This window comes from Pseudonocardia halophobica, from assembly GCF_027922425.1.
GTDB lineage: Bacteria > Actinomycetota > Actinomycetes > Mycobacteriales > Pseudonocardiaceae > Pseudonocardia > Pseudonocardia halophobica.
On the sequence record NZ_BSFQ01000048.1, the window covers coordinates 1 to 15,986 of the forward strand.

Below are 15,986 nucleotides of genomic sequence, written 5' to 3' on the forward strand. Positions count from 1 at the left end.
TTGGCTCACAGAACGACATGGCTACGATCCGACTTGCGTCCTCGCCGTCGCGCCGGGCCATGGCGGCGGCGCTCGTGGCGCCCAGGGTGAGGCGCGGGGCCAGGCCCGGGGCCGCGAGCCGGCTGGGTACGGCGGGGTGCTTGTCGGCCGCGGCCTCCCCCGCGGCCAGCAGGCCGGCCACCGTCGTGCCGGCGCGCCCGCCGAGACGTCCGGCGACGCCGGTGTCCCCGGTGCGTGAGGTGAAGGCCAGCGCGGCCGTGCCCGCCGTGCTGCGGGAACCGGTCGCCGCGCCGAGCGCGGCCGCACGGAGCAGCGTCGACGGACGTGCGGGCGGGGCCGCGGAGGCCCCGTCGGGCGGGTCGGGCGAGCCGCGCTCGAGCCGGACGAGGGCGGCGTGCGTGGCCACGCCGTAGGCGAGGTGCGGGAGGACGTCGGCCGTCCAGTCGGCGGCCGACCAGGTGCGGGGGTCCGAGACCCGGGTGAGCGCGAGCGGGCCGTCCGTGGCGAGCATCGCCGCCGCACCGAGCAGCGGGCCGCCGACCGCGGTGGGCAGCCGCAGCCCGGCCGCCCGCAACCCGCCGGCGACGGCCCCGACGACCAGCCCGGACGCGGAACCGGCCAGCGGGCCCAGGGCGGCGAGCCGGTTGCGCCGCTCGGACGGCCCGCCGGGCACCTCCACCCCGGCCCGGTCCGCGACGGCCGCCACCAGCCGCTCGGGCGCCCGGCTCGCCGGCCGCGCCCGCAGCACCGCGTCGGTGCCGCTGACGACGTTGAGGGCGGTGGTGCCCGCCGCCCCGGCCGTCACCCCGTTGAGGAGTCCTCTCGTGACCTTCACCGGCCGGGAGTACCCGCCGCCCGGACCCCGAACCCGGCCCCTACCCCGCCGCGGCCTGCGCGGCCCCCGCCCGCTCGTGCGTGGCCAGGGCAACCGCCACCGCGCGCTTGGCGTCGGTGTCGGAGAGGAGGCCGAGGTGGCTGCCGCCGATCTCGACGTTGGTGGCGTGCGGGTCGCGCGAGGAACGCCAGGGCACGACCCGGTCGCGCCGGGTGAAGACGGAGGTGAACGGCACGCCGACGGCGCCGCGCAGGGCCGTGCGGAAGTCCGCGCAGCACGGGCCGCGCAGGCAGCCGAGGGTGGCGGCACCGGGCACACCGAGCGTGCCGGCCGCGCCGAGCACGGCCGCGAGACCCAGGACCGGCAGCCCGAGCCGGTAGAGGTCGAAGCCGGAGCCGAGGGTGACGAGCCCGCGGACCGGTGCGTCGGCGGCGATCGCGGCGCGGGCGAACTGGCCGCCGCGGCTGTGCGCCACGACGTGCACGCCGTCGCCGGTGTCGGCGCGCTCGAGGGTGCGCCGCAGCGCCTCGACGCTGCGCCCGCCGCAGCCCATGCCCACGCCGACGGTGTGGGGAGTGACGTCGTAGCCGAGCCGGCCGAGCCAGCGCCGCATCGGCCCCAGCCCCGCGTCGGTGGTGCCGAACCCGCCCACCAGCACCAGCGGCCCGTGTCCACGCCAGGCCCGGCGGAGCGGCGGGTCGGGCTGCGCCCGCTGCAGCAGGGCGCCGCTGACCAGGCTCAACCGGGTCCCGAGTGCGGCGAGGCCGTCGAGCACGCCCGCGGCGGGCGGCTCGACGGCGGTCATCCCGAGCGTGCTCACCCCGTCAGGCCGTGCTTCCCGTGTCCTCCTTCGCCGAGAGCTCGCGCAGGAACTCGTGGCAGCGGGCGGCGCGGCGGGAGTCCTCCGTCATGACCTCCTCGAAGAAGGACGCGACGTCGTCGTACCCGGCGTTGCGGGCGTCGCGGACGTACTGGCCGTAGTCGTGCCCGGCCTTGAGCGCGTGGTACTGCACGGACACGAGGTCGTACATCACGTCGCTGAAGCCGGTCTCCCCGGTCGCCATGGCGGTCACCTCCGGTCGTCGGATCGTGCGGACCGGAGGCACGTACCCGCGGGGACGGGCTCGAACCTCGTGCGGCGCACGCGATCCGGGGCCGGGACGGAGGAGCCCCGCGGCGCGGATCGCGCCGCGGGGCTCCTCGTGCGCCGGGAGCACCACCTCCCGCCGCGCGGGGCGCCCACCACGGCTGTCCAGCGCCCGCGGGTCCTGTGCCCCCGCAGCGGCCGGTCAAACCCGCCGCCCGGCCCCGGGATGCCGCGGCCGTGCGGTCGACGCGTCGTTCCCCGGTAGCGCCCGGACACCCCGCCGCGATCCTTCCGGCGGACGACCGATGAGATCGGAACCGGACGGCGGTCCACCGCCCGACGACAGCGACGGGCCGGGCGAGCGCCCCGGCCACCGCCCGAGACACAGGAGGACGCCATGGCGCGCATCAAGGTCCACGAGTTCACCACCCTCGACGGCGTGATCGGCGCCCCGATGTGGACGATGGACTACGGGTTCACGGACGAGCTGGGCGCGGAGATCGGCGGCTTCATGAGCTCGTGCACGGGGATCCTGCTGGGCCGCACCACCTTCGAGGAGTTCGCCCCGGCGTGGTCCGGCCGCACCGCCGAGGACGACCCGGGAGCCCCGTTCTTCAACGAGTCCCCCAAGTACGTCGTGTCCGGCACGCTGCAGACCGCGGACTGGAACAACTCCACGATCATCGGCAAGTACGACCCGGAGACGATCCGCGACCTCAAGGCGCGGGTCGACGGCGACCTCTACGTCAGCGGCAGTGGCACCCTCGTGAAGGCCCTGCTCGACGACGGCCTGCTCGACGAGCTGCACCTGTTCGTCTATCCCGTCGCCGTCGGCGAGGGCCCGCGGCTGTTCCCCGAGGGCGGCCCGCGGCGGGCGCTGGCCCTGGCCGGCAGCAAGGGCCTGGACAACGGCGTGGTGCACCTGACCTACACGCCCGCCTGAGCTACACCCCGGCCGCCGGCTGATCCGGCCTCAGCCCTGGCGGCCGAGCTCGACGAACCGGAGCACCAGGGCGAGCTGCGAGCGGTAGTCGACGGTGTGCGGCGCCCGCTCGTGACGGCGCCACAGGGTGTTCAGCTCCTCGCGGGTGAGCGAGTCGGCCTTCTCCACGACCGCCCGCACCTCGGTGTCGTCGACCGGCCGGCCGCGGAGCACGGCGAAGCCGCGCACGAGCGCCGCACGGTCGGGATCCACCCGGTGCGGCGGGCGCGACGACTCGACGGGCCCGGCGTCCACGACGGCCAGGCTAGGCCGGGGGTCCGACGAAAACGGCCGCTCGAGCACCTCCCGGCCCCGCGGTGGGGACGAGCCGGGCGTGGGCGGAGGGGGCGCGCCACGCCCGGCCCGAGGTCAGGGCCGGTCGAGGAACGCCTCCACCACCTCGTTGAACGCGGCCGGGTTCTGCAGGAACGGGAAGTGCGAGCTCGCGACCTCGCGCGGGAAGACGTGCAGCTCGGCGCCGGGCAGGTTCTCGGCGATGTAGCGCTGGGAGGCCGGGTCGACGTGGCTGCCCTCGCAGCCGATCACGAGGGTGGGGCGGTCGAGGCGGGGCAGGACGTCCCGCCAGTCCTGGGCGCAGTGGTCCCACAGCAGCGGGACGCCGGCGTGCGGCGGCGTCAGCCCGATCTGCTCCTCGACGAACGCCCAGAGCTCCGGGTCCGGCTCGTCGCCGAACATGCCGCGCACGAAGTCCTCGGTGGCCTTCGCCCCCTCCGGCCCGTGCAGCGCCTCGCACAGCGACAGCAGCGCGGCGACGTCGAAGATCGCGCCGCTGTCCGCCTGCGCCCGCGGCGACATCCACGGCACCGCGGCGACCGCGGCCGGCTGGTCGACGGCCACGAACCGGCGGATCCGGCCGGTGCCGTACTGGTCGACGACGCTCCACCACACCGACACGCCCATCGACCAGCCGAGGACGTCGGCGCGCTCGACGCCCAGGTGGTCGAGCAGCTCGTGGGCGTCGCGGGCGAGGCGGGCGATCCGGTAGCCGTGGTGCGGCTTCTCCGACACCCCGTGCCCGCGCTGGTCGAGCGTCACGACCCGGCGCCGCGGGGCGAGGCCGTCGACCTGGTGCCGGAACATCGCCTGGGTCTGGCCCCAGCCGTGCAGCATCACCAGCGGCGGGGCGTCGCCGGCCGGCCCGGTGTCGCGGTAGGCCAGCTCGACGCCGTCCTGGGTGGTGAAGGTGCTCATGGTCGCTCCTGCGTCGTCGGTGGAGGGCCGGGGAACGGTGTCAGGCGGCCCGGACGTGCAGCCCGCCGTCGACCGGCAGCAGCGTGCCGGTGATGTAGGCGGCCTCGTCCGAGGCGAGGAAGAGGGCGGCGTGGGCGATGTCGTACGGGCTGCCCATCGCGCCGGTCGGGCTCAGCGCGGCGCGCTCGGCCCGGACGTCGGCGGCTGCCCGGCCGCCCGAGAGCTGCCGGTAGACCAGCGGGGTGTCGATCAGCCCGGCGAGGATGGCGTTGACGCGGATCCCGCGGTCCGCGTACTGCACCGCCAGGCTGCGGGTGAGCTGGTTGACCGCGGCCTTCGCGGCGGCGTACGCGGGATAGGGGTAGCCGGTCCAGCGGATCGAGGCGGTCGACGAAACGTTGACGATGGCGCCGCCGTGCCGGAGCAGGTGCGGGATCGTCTTCTGGGCGCTGAGGAAGACGCTGTCCAGGTTCACCGCCAGGGTCGCCCGCCACTGCTCAAGGGTGAGCTCCTCGGGCCCGCCGAGCCGGGTCGCGCCGACGTTGTTGTGCACCACGTCGAGCCGGCCGGTCAGGCGCAGGGTCGCCGCCACCGCCTCCTCGACCTGGTCCGGGTCGGTCGCGTCGGCGACGACGGCGTGGCCCGTACCTCCGCACCGCCGGATCTCCTCGACGGTGCGGGCGGCCGCCTCGGGGTCCCGGTCGACGACGACGGTGGCGGCGCCGTGCCGGGCGAAGGTGGTCGCGGTGGCGAAGCCGATGCCGACCGTGCCCCCGCTCTGGTCGGGGCCGCACGGGCCGTGGCCGCCGCCGAGCACGAGCGCGGTCCGGCCGGCCAGCCGGGGGCGTCCGACCGGCCCGGTCCCGTGCACCGTCATCGCTGCTGCCGCCTCCTTGCATCCTGGCCGGACCGACCCGGCCCGCGTCCGGCCGAGTCTCGCCGCGCCACCGCACCGCCCGCTACGGACGGGCGCCGGAACTCACGCACCGAAATTCCACGGTCCGTAGGAAGAACCGTCAGTCCTCGCCGTCGCTCCCGGTGAGGTCGGCGACCAGCAGGCCCGTGTGCAGGAGCAGCCGGTCGCCGCCGTCCTGCAGGTCGAGGCCGGTGATCTCGGCGATCCGCTCGAGCCGGTAGTAGAGCGAGGTCCGGTGCAGGTGCAGCGCCTCGGCCGTGCGGGGCATCGAGCCGCCGTGGTCGAGGAAGGCGCGCGTGGTCGCGACCAGACGCGGCGCGCTCCGGTGCCGGAGCAGACGCACGACGGGCTCCGGGATCAGGGCGGGGCCCAGCACGTCGTCGGGCAGCTGAAGGAGGAACCCGTAGGGGCCCACCGCGTCCCACTGCGCGACCGGGCCCAGGCGGGGCAGCGCCCGCGCGCCCCGCGCCGCCGCCCGGGCCTGCCGCGCGGAGCGGAACGCCGACCGCAGGCCGGGGACGATCTCGCCGATCCCGGCCACGACGCCGGCCCCTGCCCCGTCGGCTCCGCCGAGGAGCCGCCCGGCGGCCGCGACCATGCGCTCGGCCGTGCCGCGGACCTCCGCGGGATCGAGCTGGGCACCGACCTGGAGCAGGGCGCCGCCGCCCGGGACCGGCGCCGCGAGCGACCGGTGCGGGTGGCGGTGCGCGGCGGAGTCGAGCACGACGCGCAGGGCGGTCGCCACCTCCGGCCGCGCGGAGCCGGGCGCGTGCAGCACGGTGACGACGGCCTGCTCGGCGTCGGCCACGAGGCCGCCGGACACCGCCGCGGCCGCGGCCGCCCCACGGGCGACGACGTCGTCGCCGAGCAGCCGGCCGAGGAGCCGAGCGCGCTCGGCGCGGTCCTCCTCGGACTCCTCGTCGCGGGCCAGCAGCGCGGCCGCGGCCGCCGCCACCTCCTCGAGACGACGGATCTGCGGGTCGGTGAGGCTGCCGTCGGCGTCGATCACCATGAGCAGGCCGAGGAGCTCCCCGCGGTGGCGCATCGGGACGCACAGCCGCGCCCGCAGGCCCAGGTCCGGCCGCTCCGGCACGACGCCCGCCCGGGACCACCGGGCGACCCCCTGGTCCAGGACGTGCCGCGCGACGTCCGCCCCGGCGTCGCGCTGCAGGACCGCGCGGACGCGCACCTCGTCCTCGTCGCCGAAATGCCGGCTCGTGACGAGCATCCGCACCACCGGGTCGTTCACCACCACCGAGCGGCCCAGCTCGTCGGCCAGCTCGTCGACCACGGCCTGCAGGTCCGCGCCGGCCCGGCGCCCCCCGGTCTCCGCCATCCGCTCCGACGTCCTCCTCGGCCCGTGCCCGTCGGGCGTCAGGATGCCCGACGAGGGCGCCGCGGCGGGCGCCGGTCACCCTCCCTCGACTCGAACCTTTGTTCGAACTTCTGCTACCGTCGTGGTGCGCGCGGCGGCCGGGGTAGGGGAAGTACCCCGGCCGCCGCGCCCCCGTCCGGAGCGGGCACGGGGACGCGCGGACGTGATGCGGAGGCGCACATGGGCGGCCGGAGCCGGTACGACCGGGAGACCACCGTCGACGACCAGGACCCGCGATGAGGCGCCGAACCTGAGTGCACGCTGTGCATCGCTGCACGACGTGCACGTTGGTGGGTAGCCTGAGGCGACCCGGACGACGGGTGCCCGCCGGCGGCACCCGGGAACAGGACGCGCATGAGTGCCCCGAGCGAGCAGGACACCACCACCGCCACTGGCATGGAGACCGACCGCGACACCGCGCCCGCAAAGAACTCGCCGGCCGCGGGCACCCGGGTGCTGCCCGCCGACCTGCTGGAGCGGCGTACCGAGTGCCCCTTCGACCCCGCTCCCGGCCTGGAGAGCCGCCGCGGACAGGGCGCGGTACAGCCGTTGCCGCTGCTCAACGGGGCACGGGCCTGGCTGGTCACCGGCTTCGAGGAGGCCCGTGCGGTGCTGGCGGACCGCCGGTTCAGCTCCGACCGGGTCCGCTATCGCGAGGCCACCCAGATGCCGCCTGAGGAGGCCGCCGCGCAGGCCGCCGCGATCGAGCGCGGTGAGCCGGTGTGCCCCGCCCCGATCGAGGCCCGCACCGACGGGATGTTCGTCTTCATGGACCCGCCGGAGCACACGCGGCTGCGGCGGCTGCTCACCGGCCAGTTCACGGTGCGCCGGATGAAGGCCCTGGAGGAGCGGATCACCGAGATCGCCGTCGAGCACATCGAGGCGATGAAGGCAGCCGGCACCGAGGCCGATCTCGTCCCCGCCTACGCGCTGCCGCTGCCGTCGCTGGTGATCTGCGAGCTGCTCGGCGTCGACTACGCCGACCGGGCGCGGTTCCAGGAGAACACCGCCGTCGCCCTCAACTCGCACTCGACACCGGAGGAGCGCGCCCGCGCCGGCGGGGAGCTCTACACGTTCATCTCCGAGCTGGTGGCGGCCAAGCGGGCGAACCCGGCGGACGACATCCTCTCCGGCCTGGTCCACGAGGCCGAACCGCCGCTCACGGACGCCCAGCTGATCGACGTCGCCCTCGTCCTCCTCGGCGCCGGGCACGAGACCACCGCGAACATGCTGGCCCTGGGCACGTTCGCCCTGCTGCAGAACCCGGACCAGCTCGCGGCCCTGCGCGCCGATCCGGGCCTGATCGACACCGCGGTCGAGGAGCTGCTGCGGTACCTGAGCATCATCCAGCTCGGTGTCAGCCGGATCGCCACCGAGACCGTGACGGTCGGCGGCGTCGAGATCCCGGCCGGGGCGACCGTCGTCGTCGCCACGCCGGAGGTCAACCGCGACACCCGGCACTGGACGGACCCGGACCGGCTCGACCTGGGCCGCGAGCGCGCGCCGCACCTGGCGTTCGGCCACGGCATCCACCAGTGCCTGGGCCAGCAGCTGGCCCGCATCGAGATGCGGGTGGGGTTCGCCGAGCTGGTCACACGACTGCCGGACCTGCGGCTCGCCGCGAAGGCCGGCGAGGTGCCGCTGCGCAACGACATGCTGATCTTCGGCGTGCACTCGCTGCCGGTGACCTGGGCCTGACGGCGGGTGGCCGACCGGCCGGGCCGCGCCCGGCCGGTCGTCATAATCGGGCGGCCACGACGACGGGCCACGACGACGGCCACGACGACCGGGCCACGAGAGGGGACGCGATGGCAGGGACGGCACCGCCCACTCCCCCCGTCGCGCCCGCGCTCGCGGAGGTCGGCCGCCGGGAGCGCAAGAAGCTCGCCACCCGCGCCGCGGTGCGGGACGCGGCGCTGCGGCTCGCGGTCCGGTACGGCGTCGAGAACATCACGGTGGAGCAGATCGCGACCGAGGCCGACATCGCGCTGCGCACCTTCTTCAACCACTACTCCAGCAAGGAGGAGGCGGTCGTCGCGGCGGCGGCCGCCGGGGCGGAGGCGCTCGTCGCCGAGTTCCGGGCCCGGCCGCCCGCGGAGTCGGTGCTGCAGGCGCTGCGCGAGGCGGTCCTCGTGGTGATGGACCGGCACGACGCGGCCGGCCGCGACCATCTCCGCGCGCTGCGACTCATGCGGGAGAGCCCCTCGCTCGTGCCGCAGCAGATGGCGGTGCTCACGGCGCAGGAGCAGTCGCTCGCCCGTGCCGTCGCCGGACGCGTCGGCCTGCCCTGGGCGGACGGCGGACCGCGGCCGATCTACCCACAGCTGTGCGCGGCCGCGGCGCTGGCGGCTCTGCGGGTCGTCCTCGAACGCTGGCTCGACCACGCGTCCGACCCCGAGCACGACCCCGAGCACGACCCCGAGCACGCCCCGCCCCTCGCCGTGCTGCGGCACGAGGTCGACGAGGCCCTCGCCCACCTGGCGGCGGGGCTGGACGGGGTGCGGCAGGGCTGACTCCGAGGGCCCGCGCCACTCAGCACGTCGCGCCGGTCTCCGCCAGCGAGTCGACGATCTCGAACCCGTTGACGAGGACGAGCACCCGCCGGACCGTCCCCGAGTCCGGCGACACCACCAGCTGCATCCGGTGCCGACCGGCGGCCAGCCGCATCTGCAGCCGGGCCAGGCAGCGCACGCCGCACGCCGCGAGGAAACCGACACCGGTCAGGTCGATGATCACGCGTTCGATCCCGGGCTCGGCCGTCACCCGCATCACCACGCGATCGAGTTCCGGGCAGTTGGCCAGGTCGACCTCACCCTCGATCGCCACCACGACGACATCGGAGGACGGGCGTCGCACGGTCAGCAGCAGACCCCCCGGCAAGGACTTCTCACACGCGTTCACGGCGCTCCCCCAACATTCCGGCGCCTGCCGCGGCCCTACACCGTCCGGCGAGGTGGGTGAGTGTCGTACCGGAGCGGACCTCCCCGCAACGGCCATCCGAGGCACCCTGCCTGGTCAGCGGCGCGTCCAGCTGATCGTGCCACCCCTGCCGGCGACATCCCGGCCCTCGACCGGCCATACCCCTACGGCGACCGGTCGGCGTCGTCGCCCGTCCGGCTGTACCTCGCCCAGCGCAGAGCCTCCTCGCGCTCGTGTCGCGCCGAGTCGCGGGCGTGCTGGGCGAGACCTCGGAGGCGGTCGGCGTCGTCGGGCCGCACCTCGGCCGCGTGGTCCAGGGTGGACGCGACGGCGTCCTCGACGCTCGCCCGCTGCTCGGCGAGGGCCGCCACCTGTGCCGCGACGCGTTCGCCCTCCGCCCGGAGCCGTGCCGTCTGCCGTCTCAGCGACTCACCCCTCTCCGCCTGCTCGTCGCCGTGCATCCGAACCTCCTCCGTTCCTCGTGGGGTGTGCGTGCGCCCGACCGGCACCGCGATCATCGACCTCGGTCAGGGCGCCCGCCGGCTCCGGCGCGCCCGCACGCGCGCCAGCACGTCCCTGCTCTCCGCGACCTGGAGCCGGCTGCCGCGCACCGCCCGCGAGACGGCGGCGGCGGTGACGACCGTCCGGTCGCGGGCCTCCTCGGTCCGGCGCCGGACGGCATCGGCCTCCGCCCGGCCGAGCTGCTCGCGCTCCAGCGCGGACTGCTCCCGGTCCGCGGCCGCGTCCTCACGGTCCCCCGCGGACTCCCGGCGGTCCCGGGCGGCGGCGCACCGGTCCCGGGCCGACGCCCGCCGGTCCCCCGCCGCGTTCCGCCGCAGCGACTCGTCCCGCGCCACGATCATGATGGCCTCCTCGAGGAGGAGGCTGACGGCGGCGCGGTCCCGCCTCCAGGCCTCCGCGGACCCGACCGGGGCCGCGCCGTCGCGCTCCAGCCGGTCCAACGACTCCAGGAGGCTCCGGCGGAGGTCGCGCAGCCGGCCGACCACCTGCTGCGACCGGCCCACCACCTCCGCGTCGCGAGTGCGGGCCCGGATGTCCCGTAGGTCTGCCTCGGCGTCGCGCTCCCGCGAGACCTCGTCGCGCACCCCGGCGGCGTCGTCCCGGGCGCAGGCGGCGACGTCCCGCCGGTCGGCTGCGGGCCGCGGGTCGCGCCCGCCGTGCCACTCGTCCATCGCGCCGGACTCCTCACCTGCCACGGATGCGGCGGTGCCGTCGACGGTACGGCCCCGCGTACCTGCGGGCACGCGCTGGCCAGATCCGGACACACGAATCCGGACGCCGCCCACCGACACGCGACGCCGTGGACGCTCACCCCCCGCGGTCCCCCGATCCGAACTGCCACGGGACCCAGCAGACCAGCAGGCCGAGGGTGCCGACCGTCGTCGCCGTCGGGGCGGACATCAGCACGCCCCACGTGAGCGCGAGCAGCCCCAGGACGAACAGGATCTGGCCGATCAGCACGCCGACGCCGGTCCGGCCGGGCGGCGACCGCCGCGCCGGCCCGGCCGGGCGGGACAGCTGTGCCGCCAGGTCGGGGTCGTCGTGGGCGAGCTGCTCCGCGAGCGCGGCGAGCTCACGGCGTTGCCGGCGGGTGAGCCTCATCTCCGTTCCTCCCCGATATCGGTCACGGGTTCGGTTCCCCTTCGACAGCAGGCCGTCGGGACGGGCGCGGCACCGCGACGCCGGGTCGTGGCAGCAGGACACGAGGAATCGGCGGACACGCCCGTCTGCTCGGCGCGGCCTCGGATGGAAGGGGGACGAGGTGCCGACCGCCTCATGGCGCACTCCTACCGTGATCAGGTAGGGGCCATCAGCCCGTTGCCGGGCGGTTGAGGGCGGGCTCCATCGCCGCAGGAGATCGTAGTCCCGTGGCCGGCCGCTGACCAGATCCGCGGCGTCACCACCGCTTCCTCGGGCGGTGACGCCCGCCTGCACTCCGGAGGCGAGCCCGCTACCGTCGATCGATGGCGGCCGAGAGGAACGAGGAACTCGCGCGGCTCTTCGTGGGTATCGCGCGTCACCTGCACGCCGAGGACGACCCGGCGGGGGCCCGGGAGCAGATCACGCTCGCGGCGGTGGCGACCGTGCCGGGCTGCGCGCACGCCGCGATCTCCCTGGTCCGGCGCAACGGGACGATCACCACCGTGGCGGCGACCGACGAGCTGCCGGCCCAGGTCGACGCGGTGCAGTACGAGACCGGTCAGGGCCCCTGCCTGGAGGCGCTCGAACACGACCGGCTCTACCGCTCGGACGACCTCGAAGCCGAGACGCGCTGGCCCGACTTCGCCCGCCCGGCGGCGGAACGCACCGGCGTGCGCAGCATGCTGTCCTACCGCCTCTACCTCGACGACGAGGTGCACGGGGCGCTCAACCTCTACTCGCGCACGCCCCGGGCGTTCGACGACCACGCCGTCGCCGTCGGCGCGATCCTGGCCGGGCACGCCACCCTCGCGCTGTCCCACAGCCGGGACCGGCAGCAGCGCAGAAACCTCAGCGAGGCCCTCGACAGCAACCGTGACATCGGCGTCGCCATCGGCATCCTCATGGCCTCGCACGGGATCACCCGCGACCGGGCCTTCGACGTGCTCCGCGACACGTCCCAGTGGCTGAACAGGAAGCTCCGCGAGGTCGCCGAGGAGGTCACCCACACCGGCCGGCTCCCCTCGGCCCCGGAGCGCTCCACACCCCGCTGACCTGGGGAGATGCTGCCGCTTTCGGGGAGGTCGGGGTCAGTCGTCGACGAGCGGGAGCTTGAAGGCCAGGTGCCGGAGCATCCCGGACTGCGGCCGCAGCATGGGCGGGTAGCGCATCTCCGTCTGCACCCAGGCGATGATGTCCCGCGCCCGCCGGCGGCTGTTCGCGGTTCCGGAGACGACGAACCCCTCCTCGTCGACCACGGTCCAGGTCCACTCGCGATCGCCGGTCCGCCGGGTCACCGTCAGCTGCACCGCGACACCCTATGCACTCGCCTCGCGAGGGGACCGGGCGGCCTCCGGCTCCTGCCGACCGGAGCGCCGGAGGCCGGAACACAGGAGGCCGGAACACAGGAGTTCGGTCAGTGCATGTCGACGAGGTGGGGAGCCACGTGGGCACTGCTGCGGGCCAGGAAGTGCCAGCCCACCCACCACCAGCACGCGAACAGCGCGATCCGGCCGGGGAGCGTCGTCGCGATCGCGGAGACCAGCTCGCCGAAGGTCGGCGTCGCGGTGCCGGGGCGCCTCCCGGTCAGCTCGACGACGCCGGCCAGCACGACGACGGCGAGGTACGCGGCGATCGTCGCGTCCCACCCGGTCATCGCCGGGTCAGCCAGTACCCGCCGCAGATCCATGCGACGTAACCGACGAGCCGGACCGTGCGGTCGACGAACTCCGGCCCCACCAGGTAGCTGATCGTGGGGAACCCCGGCCGGTGGCCGTGGAGCAGCGCACCGATCTCCAGCACGGAGGCGACGACGACGAGCGCGACCCACGGCGCCGCCGATCGGAGCGTGACCCGAGGGCGTCCGCCGACCCGCCCGAGGCGGCCGGACGCCGCCAACGCGACCCCGCCCAGGCCGATCGCCGCGGTCACGGCCGTCGCCTGCCAGGTGTGCGTCGGGATCGGCGAGACGAGCACGGCGACCGGTACGGCGACCGCGAGCACGGCAGCCCGGGTGACGACCCGCGACGCACCCCGGGGAACGGCCGCGGACGAGGCAGGCGCAGGGTCGGCGGGAGGACGGCGCGATGTCACCTCGCCACGATCCCGCCCTCCTGCGGATGGGCCAAGCCTCGACGGACCAGGTCGATCAGTCGTCGGACCGACGTACCCGCAGCAGGAACGTGGCGGTGAGGGCCACGCCGCGGTCGGGATCGTCGACGAGGCCGGTCAGCGTCGCCTCGGCCCGCGGTCCGGGGACGTCGGCGAGAGCCGACGCCAGGCGCCGCCGGGCCGCGCCGGTGGCGCGCGTGAGCTCGTCCGCGATCGCGCGTGCGATCTCGTCCGCCCGGCCGTGCCGGGAGGCGAGCCCTCCGAGCGCGTCCGCGGCGTCCACGTCGTCGCGTCCCTCGACGACGAGGGCGACGAGCGCGGGGACGGCGTCCGCCTCACCGCGCGCGGCCCGCACGAGCGCGGCACGTCCGCTCACCACCGGGTCGGGATGCCGGAACGCGTCGGCCAGGACGGCCGTGGCGCGCGGCGATCCGATCTTCACCAGTGCCGCCAGCGCGCGATGTCGCCGCTCGGGGACCGGTGACTCCAGGGCCTCCGCCAGGACCGGGATCGCGCTGTCCCCGGTCCGGGCGAGGGCCCAGTCGAGCGCGCCGGCGACGTTCGGGTCCGCCTCCTTCAACGCCGCTTCGGCGAGGGGTACCACGTCGCGCTCCCCCTCGCCGGCGAGCGAGAGGGCGAACCGCTGACGTGCCGAGGGATCGCCCGCATCGAGCCCCCGCATCAGGCCGATGGTCCGCAGCACGTCCGACCACGCAGCCGGGTCGCTCGCCCGGACCTGGTCGAGCCGGCGCAGGAGCTCCTCCTCCCGGGCGAGGCGGTCGTGCGTGCGGGCGACCAGCTGCTCGACCATCGCGGCCGGGCTGAACGAGAGGTCTCCGAGCACGTCCGCGATGTCCTGCAGGCTCAGGCCCAACGAGCGGAGGGCCTCCACGTGGAACAGGCGCCGGACGTCGTCGTCCGAGTACTGCCGGTACCCGCCCTGCGTACGCCCGGTCGGCGACACCAGCCCGATCCGGTCGTAGTGGCGCAGCATCCGGGCGCTGATCCCGGACTGCGCGGAGACCTCACCGATCAGCACCCCGCGTGCTCCCCGACGAGCGGCGCCCCGCGCAGCGCGACGACCCGGCGCGCCTCCGCGATCGCGGCCTCGAACCCCTCGTCGGGATGCTGCATGAGCCGCTTCGTGGCGAGCGCGTGCGCGCGCACGCCCGGGTCGCGGGCGGTCGTCGCGCGCTCGACGACGGGCAGGACGGCTTCCCCGAGGGCGACGAAGGCCCGGCTGAGGCTCCGCTGCACCTCGCCGTTCCCGCGGTCGAACTGGGTGAACAGCGTCTCGGCGAGTTCGGTCTCACGCCCCTCGGGGACGAGTCCGGCCGCGGTGCGCCATGCCGTACGGGCGACCTCGTCGTCCTCGTCCTCCAGGAGCTCGGTGGTGATCGCCGGCCAGGTCCGCGCGTCACCGATCTTGGAGAGCGTGTGGAGCGCCTGGCTCCGCCCCTGCGGGACCTCCGACCCGAGCTCGGACAGCAACCGCTCCGCCGTGGCCGAGGCGTCGTGCCGCGTGAGCGCCCAGGTCAGCATGTCGCGGACGAAGAAGTCCGGCTCGACCGCGCACCGCTCGACCAGCACCTCGACGTACTCGGCATTCGGGTGCATCCCGGCCGTGAGAGCCGCGTGCAGGCGGGCCGACGCGGCGGAACTCTCCAGGGCGGACCTCAACCCCGCGCCCGCTCCCTCGTGCACTCTCGACATCTCGATCACCTCCACCCGCGATTCAAGACCTTGTCACCGTGTCAAGGTCAAGCCCTCGCCGGAACCCGGGCGGGTCGTCAGACGTCAGCCCGTGCTTTACAGTTCAGCGCATGCTGACCAGTGAGACGCGGGAGGCGGCGCTCGCCCGGGTCGGGAAGGCCCTCGCGGACCCGACCCGGTGCCGCATCCTCGTCGCCCTCCTCGACGGCGCGGGCTTCCCCGGGCAGCTCGCCGACCGGCTCGGCCTCACCCGGCCGAACGTGTCCAACCACCTGGCCTGCCTGCGCGGATGCGGCCTGGTCACCGCCTCCTACCAGGGCCGGCAGGTGCGCTACGAGATCGCCGATCCCCACCTCGCCCGTGCGCTGCACGAGCTGCTCGCGGTCGTCCTGGCCGTCGACACCGGCCCGGCCTGCCTGGACGAGGACGACCGCTCCCCCGCACCCGGGGCCGGGCAGCCGTGACCGGCCCGAGCCGATCCGTGCCCGACGCCGGGAGCCCCCGCTGCACGGACGACTGCGGCACCGCTCCGGCCCGGACCGCCGGCGCGACGACGCCCGACCGTCGCGCCGTCCTGACCCGCCGGGTACGTCTGCTGGTCGCGGCGACCATCAGCTACAACGTCGTCGAGGCCGTCGTCGCGATCAGCGCCGGGCACGTCGCCTCCTCCACCGCACTGATCGGCTTCGGCCTCGACTCGGTGATCGAGGTCGCCTCCGCGGCCGCCGTCGCCTGGCAGTTCTCCGGCTCGGACCCGGAGCAGCGCGAACGCGCCGCGCTCCGGGTCATCGGCCTGTCGTTCTTCGCGCTCGCCGCCTACGTCGCCGTGGAGTCGGTGCGCAGCCTGCTCGGCGCCGGCGAGCCCGAACACTCCGCCGTGGGCATCGTGCTGGCGGCGCTCTCGCTGGTGGTCATGCCCCTGCTGTCCGCCGCGCAGCGCCGGGCCGGCCGCGAGCTCGGGTCGGCCAGCGCCGTCGCGGACTCCAAGCAGACCCTGCTCTGCACCTACCTGTCCGGGGTCCTGCTCGCCGGACTGCTGCTGAACAGCCTCCTCGGCTGGTCCTGGGCCGACCCGATCGCGGCACTGGTCATCGCCGCCGTCGCCGTCCGGGAAGGGCGCGAGGCCTGGAAGGGTCGTCACTGCTGCTGACCCGCACCATCCGAGTGGTGCCGAGC

Annotated in this window: 22 protein-coding genes and 1 riboswitch; of the genes, 6 read left to right on the plus strand and 16 right to left on the minus strand. The window is 75.4% G+C overall.

Features of this window, described 5'->3' with window-relative positions:
- The 3 genes from PKE99_RS39700 to PKE99_RS33145 all read right to left on the minus strand — a co-directional run.
- On the minus strand, positions 1-835 hold an 835-nt coding region (locus PKE99_RS39700; protein ID WP_271214958.1), incomplete at its 3' end, for a hypothetical protein.
- A gap of 40 nt (positions 836-875) precedes the next feature.
- Positions 876-1,655 carry an alpha/beta hydrolase family protein gene (locus PKE99_RS33140; RefSeq protein WP_051738202.1) on the minus strand — a complete coding sequence of 260 codons (780 nt, stop codon included), beginning with the start codon at positions 1,653-1,655 and terminating at the stop codon, positions 876-878.
- A 4-nt stretch (positions 1,656-1,659) separates the two neighbouring features.
- Positions 1,660-1,899: an acyl carrier protein gene (locus tag PKE99_RS33145; RefSeq protein WP_037052889.1), complete on the minus strand. Its 240-nt coding sequence runs from the start codon at positions 1,897-1,899 to the stop codon at positions 1,660-1,662.
- A 420-nt stretch (positions 1,900-2,319) separates the two neighbouring features.
- Here PKE99_RS33145 and PKE99_RS33150 point away from each other — a divergent pair, with 420 nt between their 5' ends.
- Positions 2,320-2,865 carry a dihydrofolate reductase family protein gene (locus PKE99_RS33150; protein WP_037052745.1) on the plus strand — a complete coding sequence of 182 codons (546 nt, stop codon included), beginning with the start codon at positions 2,320-2,322 and terminating at the stop codon, positions 2,863-2,865.
- Between the two features lie 30 nt (positions 2,866-2,895).
- On the opposite strand, the gene PKE99_RS33155 is transcribed toward PKE99_RS33150, so the two are convergent.
- The 4 genes from PKE99_RS33155 to PKE99_RS33170 all read right to left on the minus strand — a co-directional run bounded on the left by PKE99_RS33155 (position 2,896) and on the right by PKE99_RS33170 (position 6,368).
- On the minus strand, positions 2,896-3,159 hold the full coding sequence (locus PKE99_RS33155) for a hypothetical protein (protein ID WP_037052748.1): 264 nt from the start codon (positions 3,157-3,159) through the stop codon (positions 2,896-2,898).
- A 114-nt stretch (positions 3,160-3,273) separates the two neighbouring features.
- A complete protein-coding gene (locus PKE99_RS33160) occupies positions 3,274-4,116 on the minus strand; it encodes an alpha/beta fold hydrolase (protein ID WP_037052752.1) in 843 nt (280 codons plus the stop codon).
- 40 nt (positions 4,117-4,156) lie between these two features.
- A complete protein-coding gene (locus PKE99_RS33165; protein WP_051738203.1) occupies positions 4,157-4,993 on the minus strand; it encodes an SDR family NAD(P)-dependent oxidoreductase in 837 nt (278 codons plus the stop codon).
- A 139-nt stretch (positions 4,994-5,132) separates the two neighbouring features.
- Positions 5,133-6,368 carry a helix-turn-helix domain-containing protein gene (locus tag PKE99_RS33170; protein ID WP_037052755.1) on the minus strand — a complete coding sequence of 412 codons (1,236 nt, stop codon included), beginning with the start codon at positions 6,366-6,368 and terminating at the stop codon, positions 5,133-5,135.
- Between the two features lie 393 nt (positions 6,369-6,761).
- Between PKE99_RS33170 and PKE99_RS33175 the strand changes: the two genes are divergently transcribed.
- Both PKE99_RS33175 and PKE99_RS33180 read left to right on the plus strand, forming a co-directional pair.
- A complete protein-coding gene (locus PKE99_RS33175) occupies positions 6,762-8,105 on the plus strand; it encodes a cytochrome P450 (RefSeq protein ID WP_231498412.1) in 1,344 nt (447 codons plus the stop codon).
- A gap of 110 nt (positions 8,106-8,215) precedes the next feature.
- A complete protein-coding gene (locus PKE99_RS33180) occupies positions 8,216-8,920 on the plus strand; it encodes a TetR/AcrR family transcriptional regulator (protein WP_051738204.1) in 705 nt (234 codons plus the stop codon).
- A gap of 19 nt (positions 8,921-8,939) precedes the next feature.
- Here PKE99_RS33180 and PKE99_RS33185 read toward each other — a convergent pair whose 3' ends face one another.
- The 4 genes from PKE99_RS33185 to PKE99_RS33200 all read right to left on the minus strand — a co-directional run bounded on the left by PKE99_RS33185 (position 8,940) and on the right by PKE99_RS33200 (position 10,949).
- Complete coding sequence (locus PKE99_RS33185; RefSeq protein WP_197040861.1) at positions 8,940-9,263, minus strand: STAS domain-containing protein; 324 nt, start codon at positions 9,261-9,263, stop codon at positions 8,940-8,942.
- 227 nt (positions 9,264-9,490) lie between these two features.
- Positions 9,491-9,787, minus strand: coding sequence for a hypothetical protein (locus PKE99_RS33190; RefSeq protein ID WP_037052759.1), 297 nt, complete (start codon positions 9,785-9,787; stop codon positions 9,491-9,493).
- A 66-nt stretch (positions 9,788-9,853) separates the two neighbouring features.
- A complete protein-coding gene (locus PKE99_RS33195; protein WP_037052765.1) occupies positions 9,854-10,519 on the minus strand; it encodes a hypothetical protein in 666 nt (221 codons plus the stop codon).
- A 136-nt stretch (positions 10,520-10,655) separates the two neighbouring features.
- The gene (locus PKE99_RS33200; protein WP_037052767.1) at positions 10,656-10,949 is read right to left on the minus strand and encodes a DUF3040 domain-containing protein; all 294 of its coding nucleotides are present in this window, start codon (positions 10,947-10,949) and stop codon (positions 10,656-10,658) included.
- A 192-nt stretch (positions 10,950-11,141) separates the two neighbouring features.
- Positions 11,142-11,206, minus strand: a riboswitch (Fluoride riboswitch).
- Between the two features lie 105 nt (positions 11,207-11,311).
- Here PKE99_RS33200 and PKE99_RS33205 point away from each other — a divergent pair.
- On the plus strand, positions 11,312-12,040 hold the full coding sequence (locus PKE99_RS33205) for a GAF and ANTAR domain-containing protein (RefSeq protein ID WP_051738206.1): 729 nt from the start codon (positions 11,312-11,314) through the stop codon (positions 12,038-12,040).
- Between the two features lie 36 nt (positions 12,041-12,076).
- Here the strand turns inward: PKE99_RS33205 and PKE99_RS33210 are convergent, their stop codons facing one another.
- From PKE99_RS33210 to PKE99_RS33230, 5 genes are all read right to left on the minus strand, one after another.
- A complete protein-coding gene (locus PKE99_RS33210; protein ID WP_037052770.1) occupies positions 12,077-12,295 on the minus strand; it encodes a hypothetical protein in 219 nt (72 codons plus the stop codon).
- Positions 12,296-12,402: 107 nt separating this feature from the next.
- Positions 12,403-12,642, minus strand: coding sequence for a DUF6186 family protein (locus PKE99_RS33215; RefSeq protein ID WP_037052787.1), 240 nt, complete (start codon positions 12,640-12,642; stop codon positions 12,403-12,405).
- A complete protein-coding gene (locus tag PKE99_RS33220; protein ID WP_037052792.1) occupies positions 12,639-12,989 on the minus strand; it encodes a hypothetical protein in 351 nt (116 codons plus the stop codon). The genes PKE99_RS33215 and PKE99_RS33220 overlap by 4 nt, the downstream gene beginning before the upstream one ends.
- A gap of 145 nt (positions 12,990-13,134) precedes the next feature.
- A complete protein-coding gene (locus PKE99_RS33225; RefSeq protein WP_037052795.1) occupies positions 13,135-14,136 on the minus strand; it encodes a MerR family transcriptional regulator in 1,002 nt (333 codons plus the stop codon).
- Positions 14,130-14,810: a HEAT repeat domain-containing protein gene (locus PKE99_RS33230; protein ID WP_037052909.1), complete on the minus strand. Its 681-nt coding sequence runs from the start codon at positions 14,808-14,810 to the stop codon at positions 14,130-14,132. Before PKE99_RS33230 ends, PKE99_RS33225 begins: the two co-directional genes overlap by 7 nt.
- A 110-nt stretch (positions 14,811-14,920) precedes the next feature.
- On the opposite strand from PKE99_RS33230, the gene cmtR reads away from it, so the two are divergent.
- Complete coding sequence (gene cmtR / locus PKE99_RS33235) at positions 14,921-15,274, plus strand: Cd(II)/Pb(II)-sensing metalloregulatory transcriptional regulator CmtR (RefSeq protein ID WP_037052797.1); 354 nt, start codon at positions 14,921-14,923, stop codon at positions 15,272-15,274.
- A 17-nt stretch (positions 15,275-15,291) separates the two neighbouring features.
- Positions 15,292-15,960 (plus strand): cation efflux transmembrane domain-containing protein, encoded by a 669-nt coding sequence (locus PKE99_RS33240; protein ID WP_081924694.1) that lies wholly within the window; start codon positions 15,292-15,294, stop codon positions 15,958-15,960.
- Positions 15,961-15,986: the final 26 nt, after the last annotated feature.

Coding starts and splice junctions, on each gene's coding strand:
- PKE99_RS33145 (WP_037052889.1), bottom strand. CDS start 1,899: ATGGCGACCGGGGAGACCGGCTTCAGCGACGTGATGTACGACCTCGTG.
- PKE99_RS33150 (WP_037052745.1), top strand. CDS start 2,320: ATGGCGCGCATCAAGGTCCACGAGTTCACCACCCTCGACGGCGTGATC.
- PKE99_RS33160 (WP_037052752.1), bottom strand. CDS start 4,116: ATGAGCACCTTCACCACCCAGGACGGCGTCGAGCTGGCCTACCGCGAC.
- PKE99_RS33165 (WP_051738203.1), bottom strand. CDS start 4,993: ATGACGGTGCACGGGACCGGGCCGGTCGGACGCCCCCGGCTGGCCGGC.
- PKE99_RS33170 (WP_037052755.1), bottom strand. CDS start 6,368: ATGGCGGAGACCGGGGGGCGCCGGGCCGGCGCGGACCTGCAGGCCGTG.
- PKE99_RS33175 (WP_231498412.1), top strand. CDS start 6,762: ATGAGTGCCCCGAGCGAGCAGGACACCACCACCGCCACTGGCATGGAG.
- PKE99_RS33180 (WP_051738204.1), top strand. CDS start 8,216: ATGGCAGGGACGGCACCGCCCACTCCCCCCGTCGCGCCCGCGCTCGCG.
- PKE99_RS33190 (WP_037052759.1), bottom strand. CDS start 9,787: ATGCACGGCGACGAGCAGGCGGAGAGGGGTGAGTCGCTGAGACGGCAG.
- PKE99_RS33195 (WP_037052765.1), bottom strand. CDS start 10,519: ATGGACGAGTGGCACGGCGGGCGCGACCCGCGGCCCGCAGCCGACCGG.
- PKE99_RS33200 (WP_037052767.1), bottom strand. CDS start 10,949: ATGAGGCTCACCCGCCGGCAACGCCGTGAGCTCGCCGCGCTCGCGGAG.
- PKE99_RS33205 (WP_051738206.1), top strand. CDS start 11,312: ATGGCGGCCGAGAGGAACGAGGAACTCGCGCGGCTCTTCGTGGGTATC.
- PKE99_RS33215 (WP_037052787.1), bottom strand. CDS start 12,642: ATGACCGGGTGGGACGCGACGATCGCCGCGTACCTCGCCGTCGTCGTG.
- PKE99_RS33230 (WP_037052909.1), bottom strand. CDS start 14,810: ATGTCGAGAGTGCACGAGGGAGCGGGCGCGGGGTTGAGGTCCGCCCTG.
- cmtR (WP_037052797.1), top strand. CDS start 14,921: ATGCTGACCAGTGAGACGCGGGAGGCGGCGCTCGCCCGGGTCGGGAAG.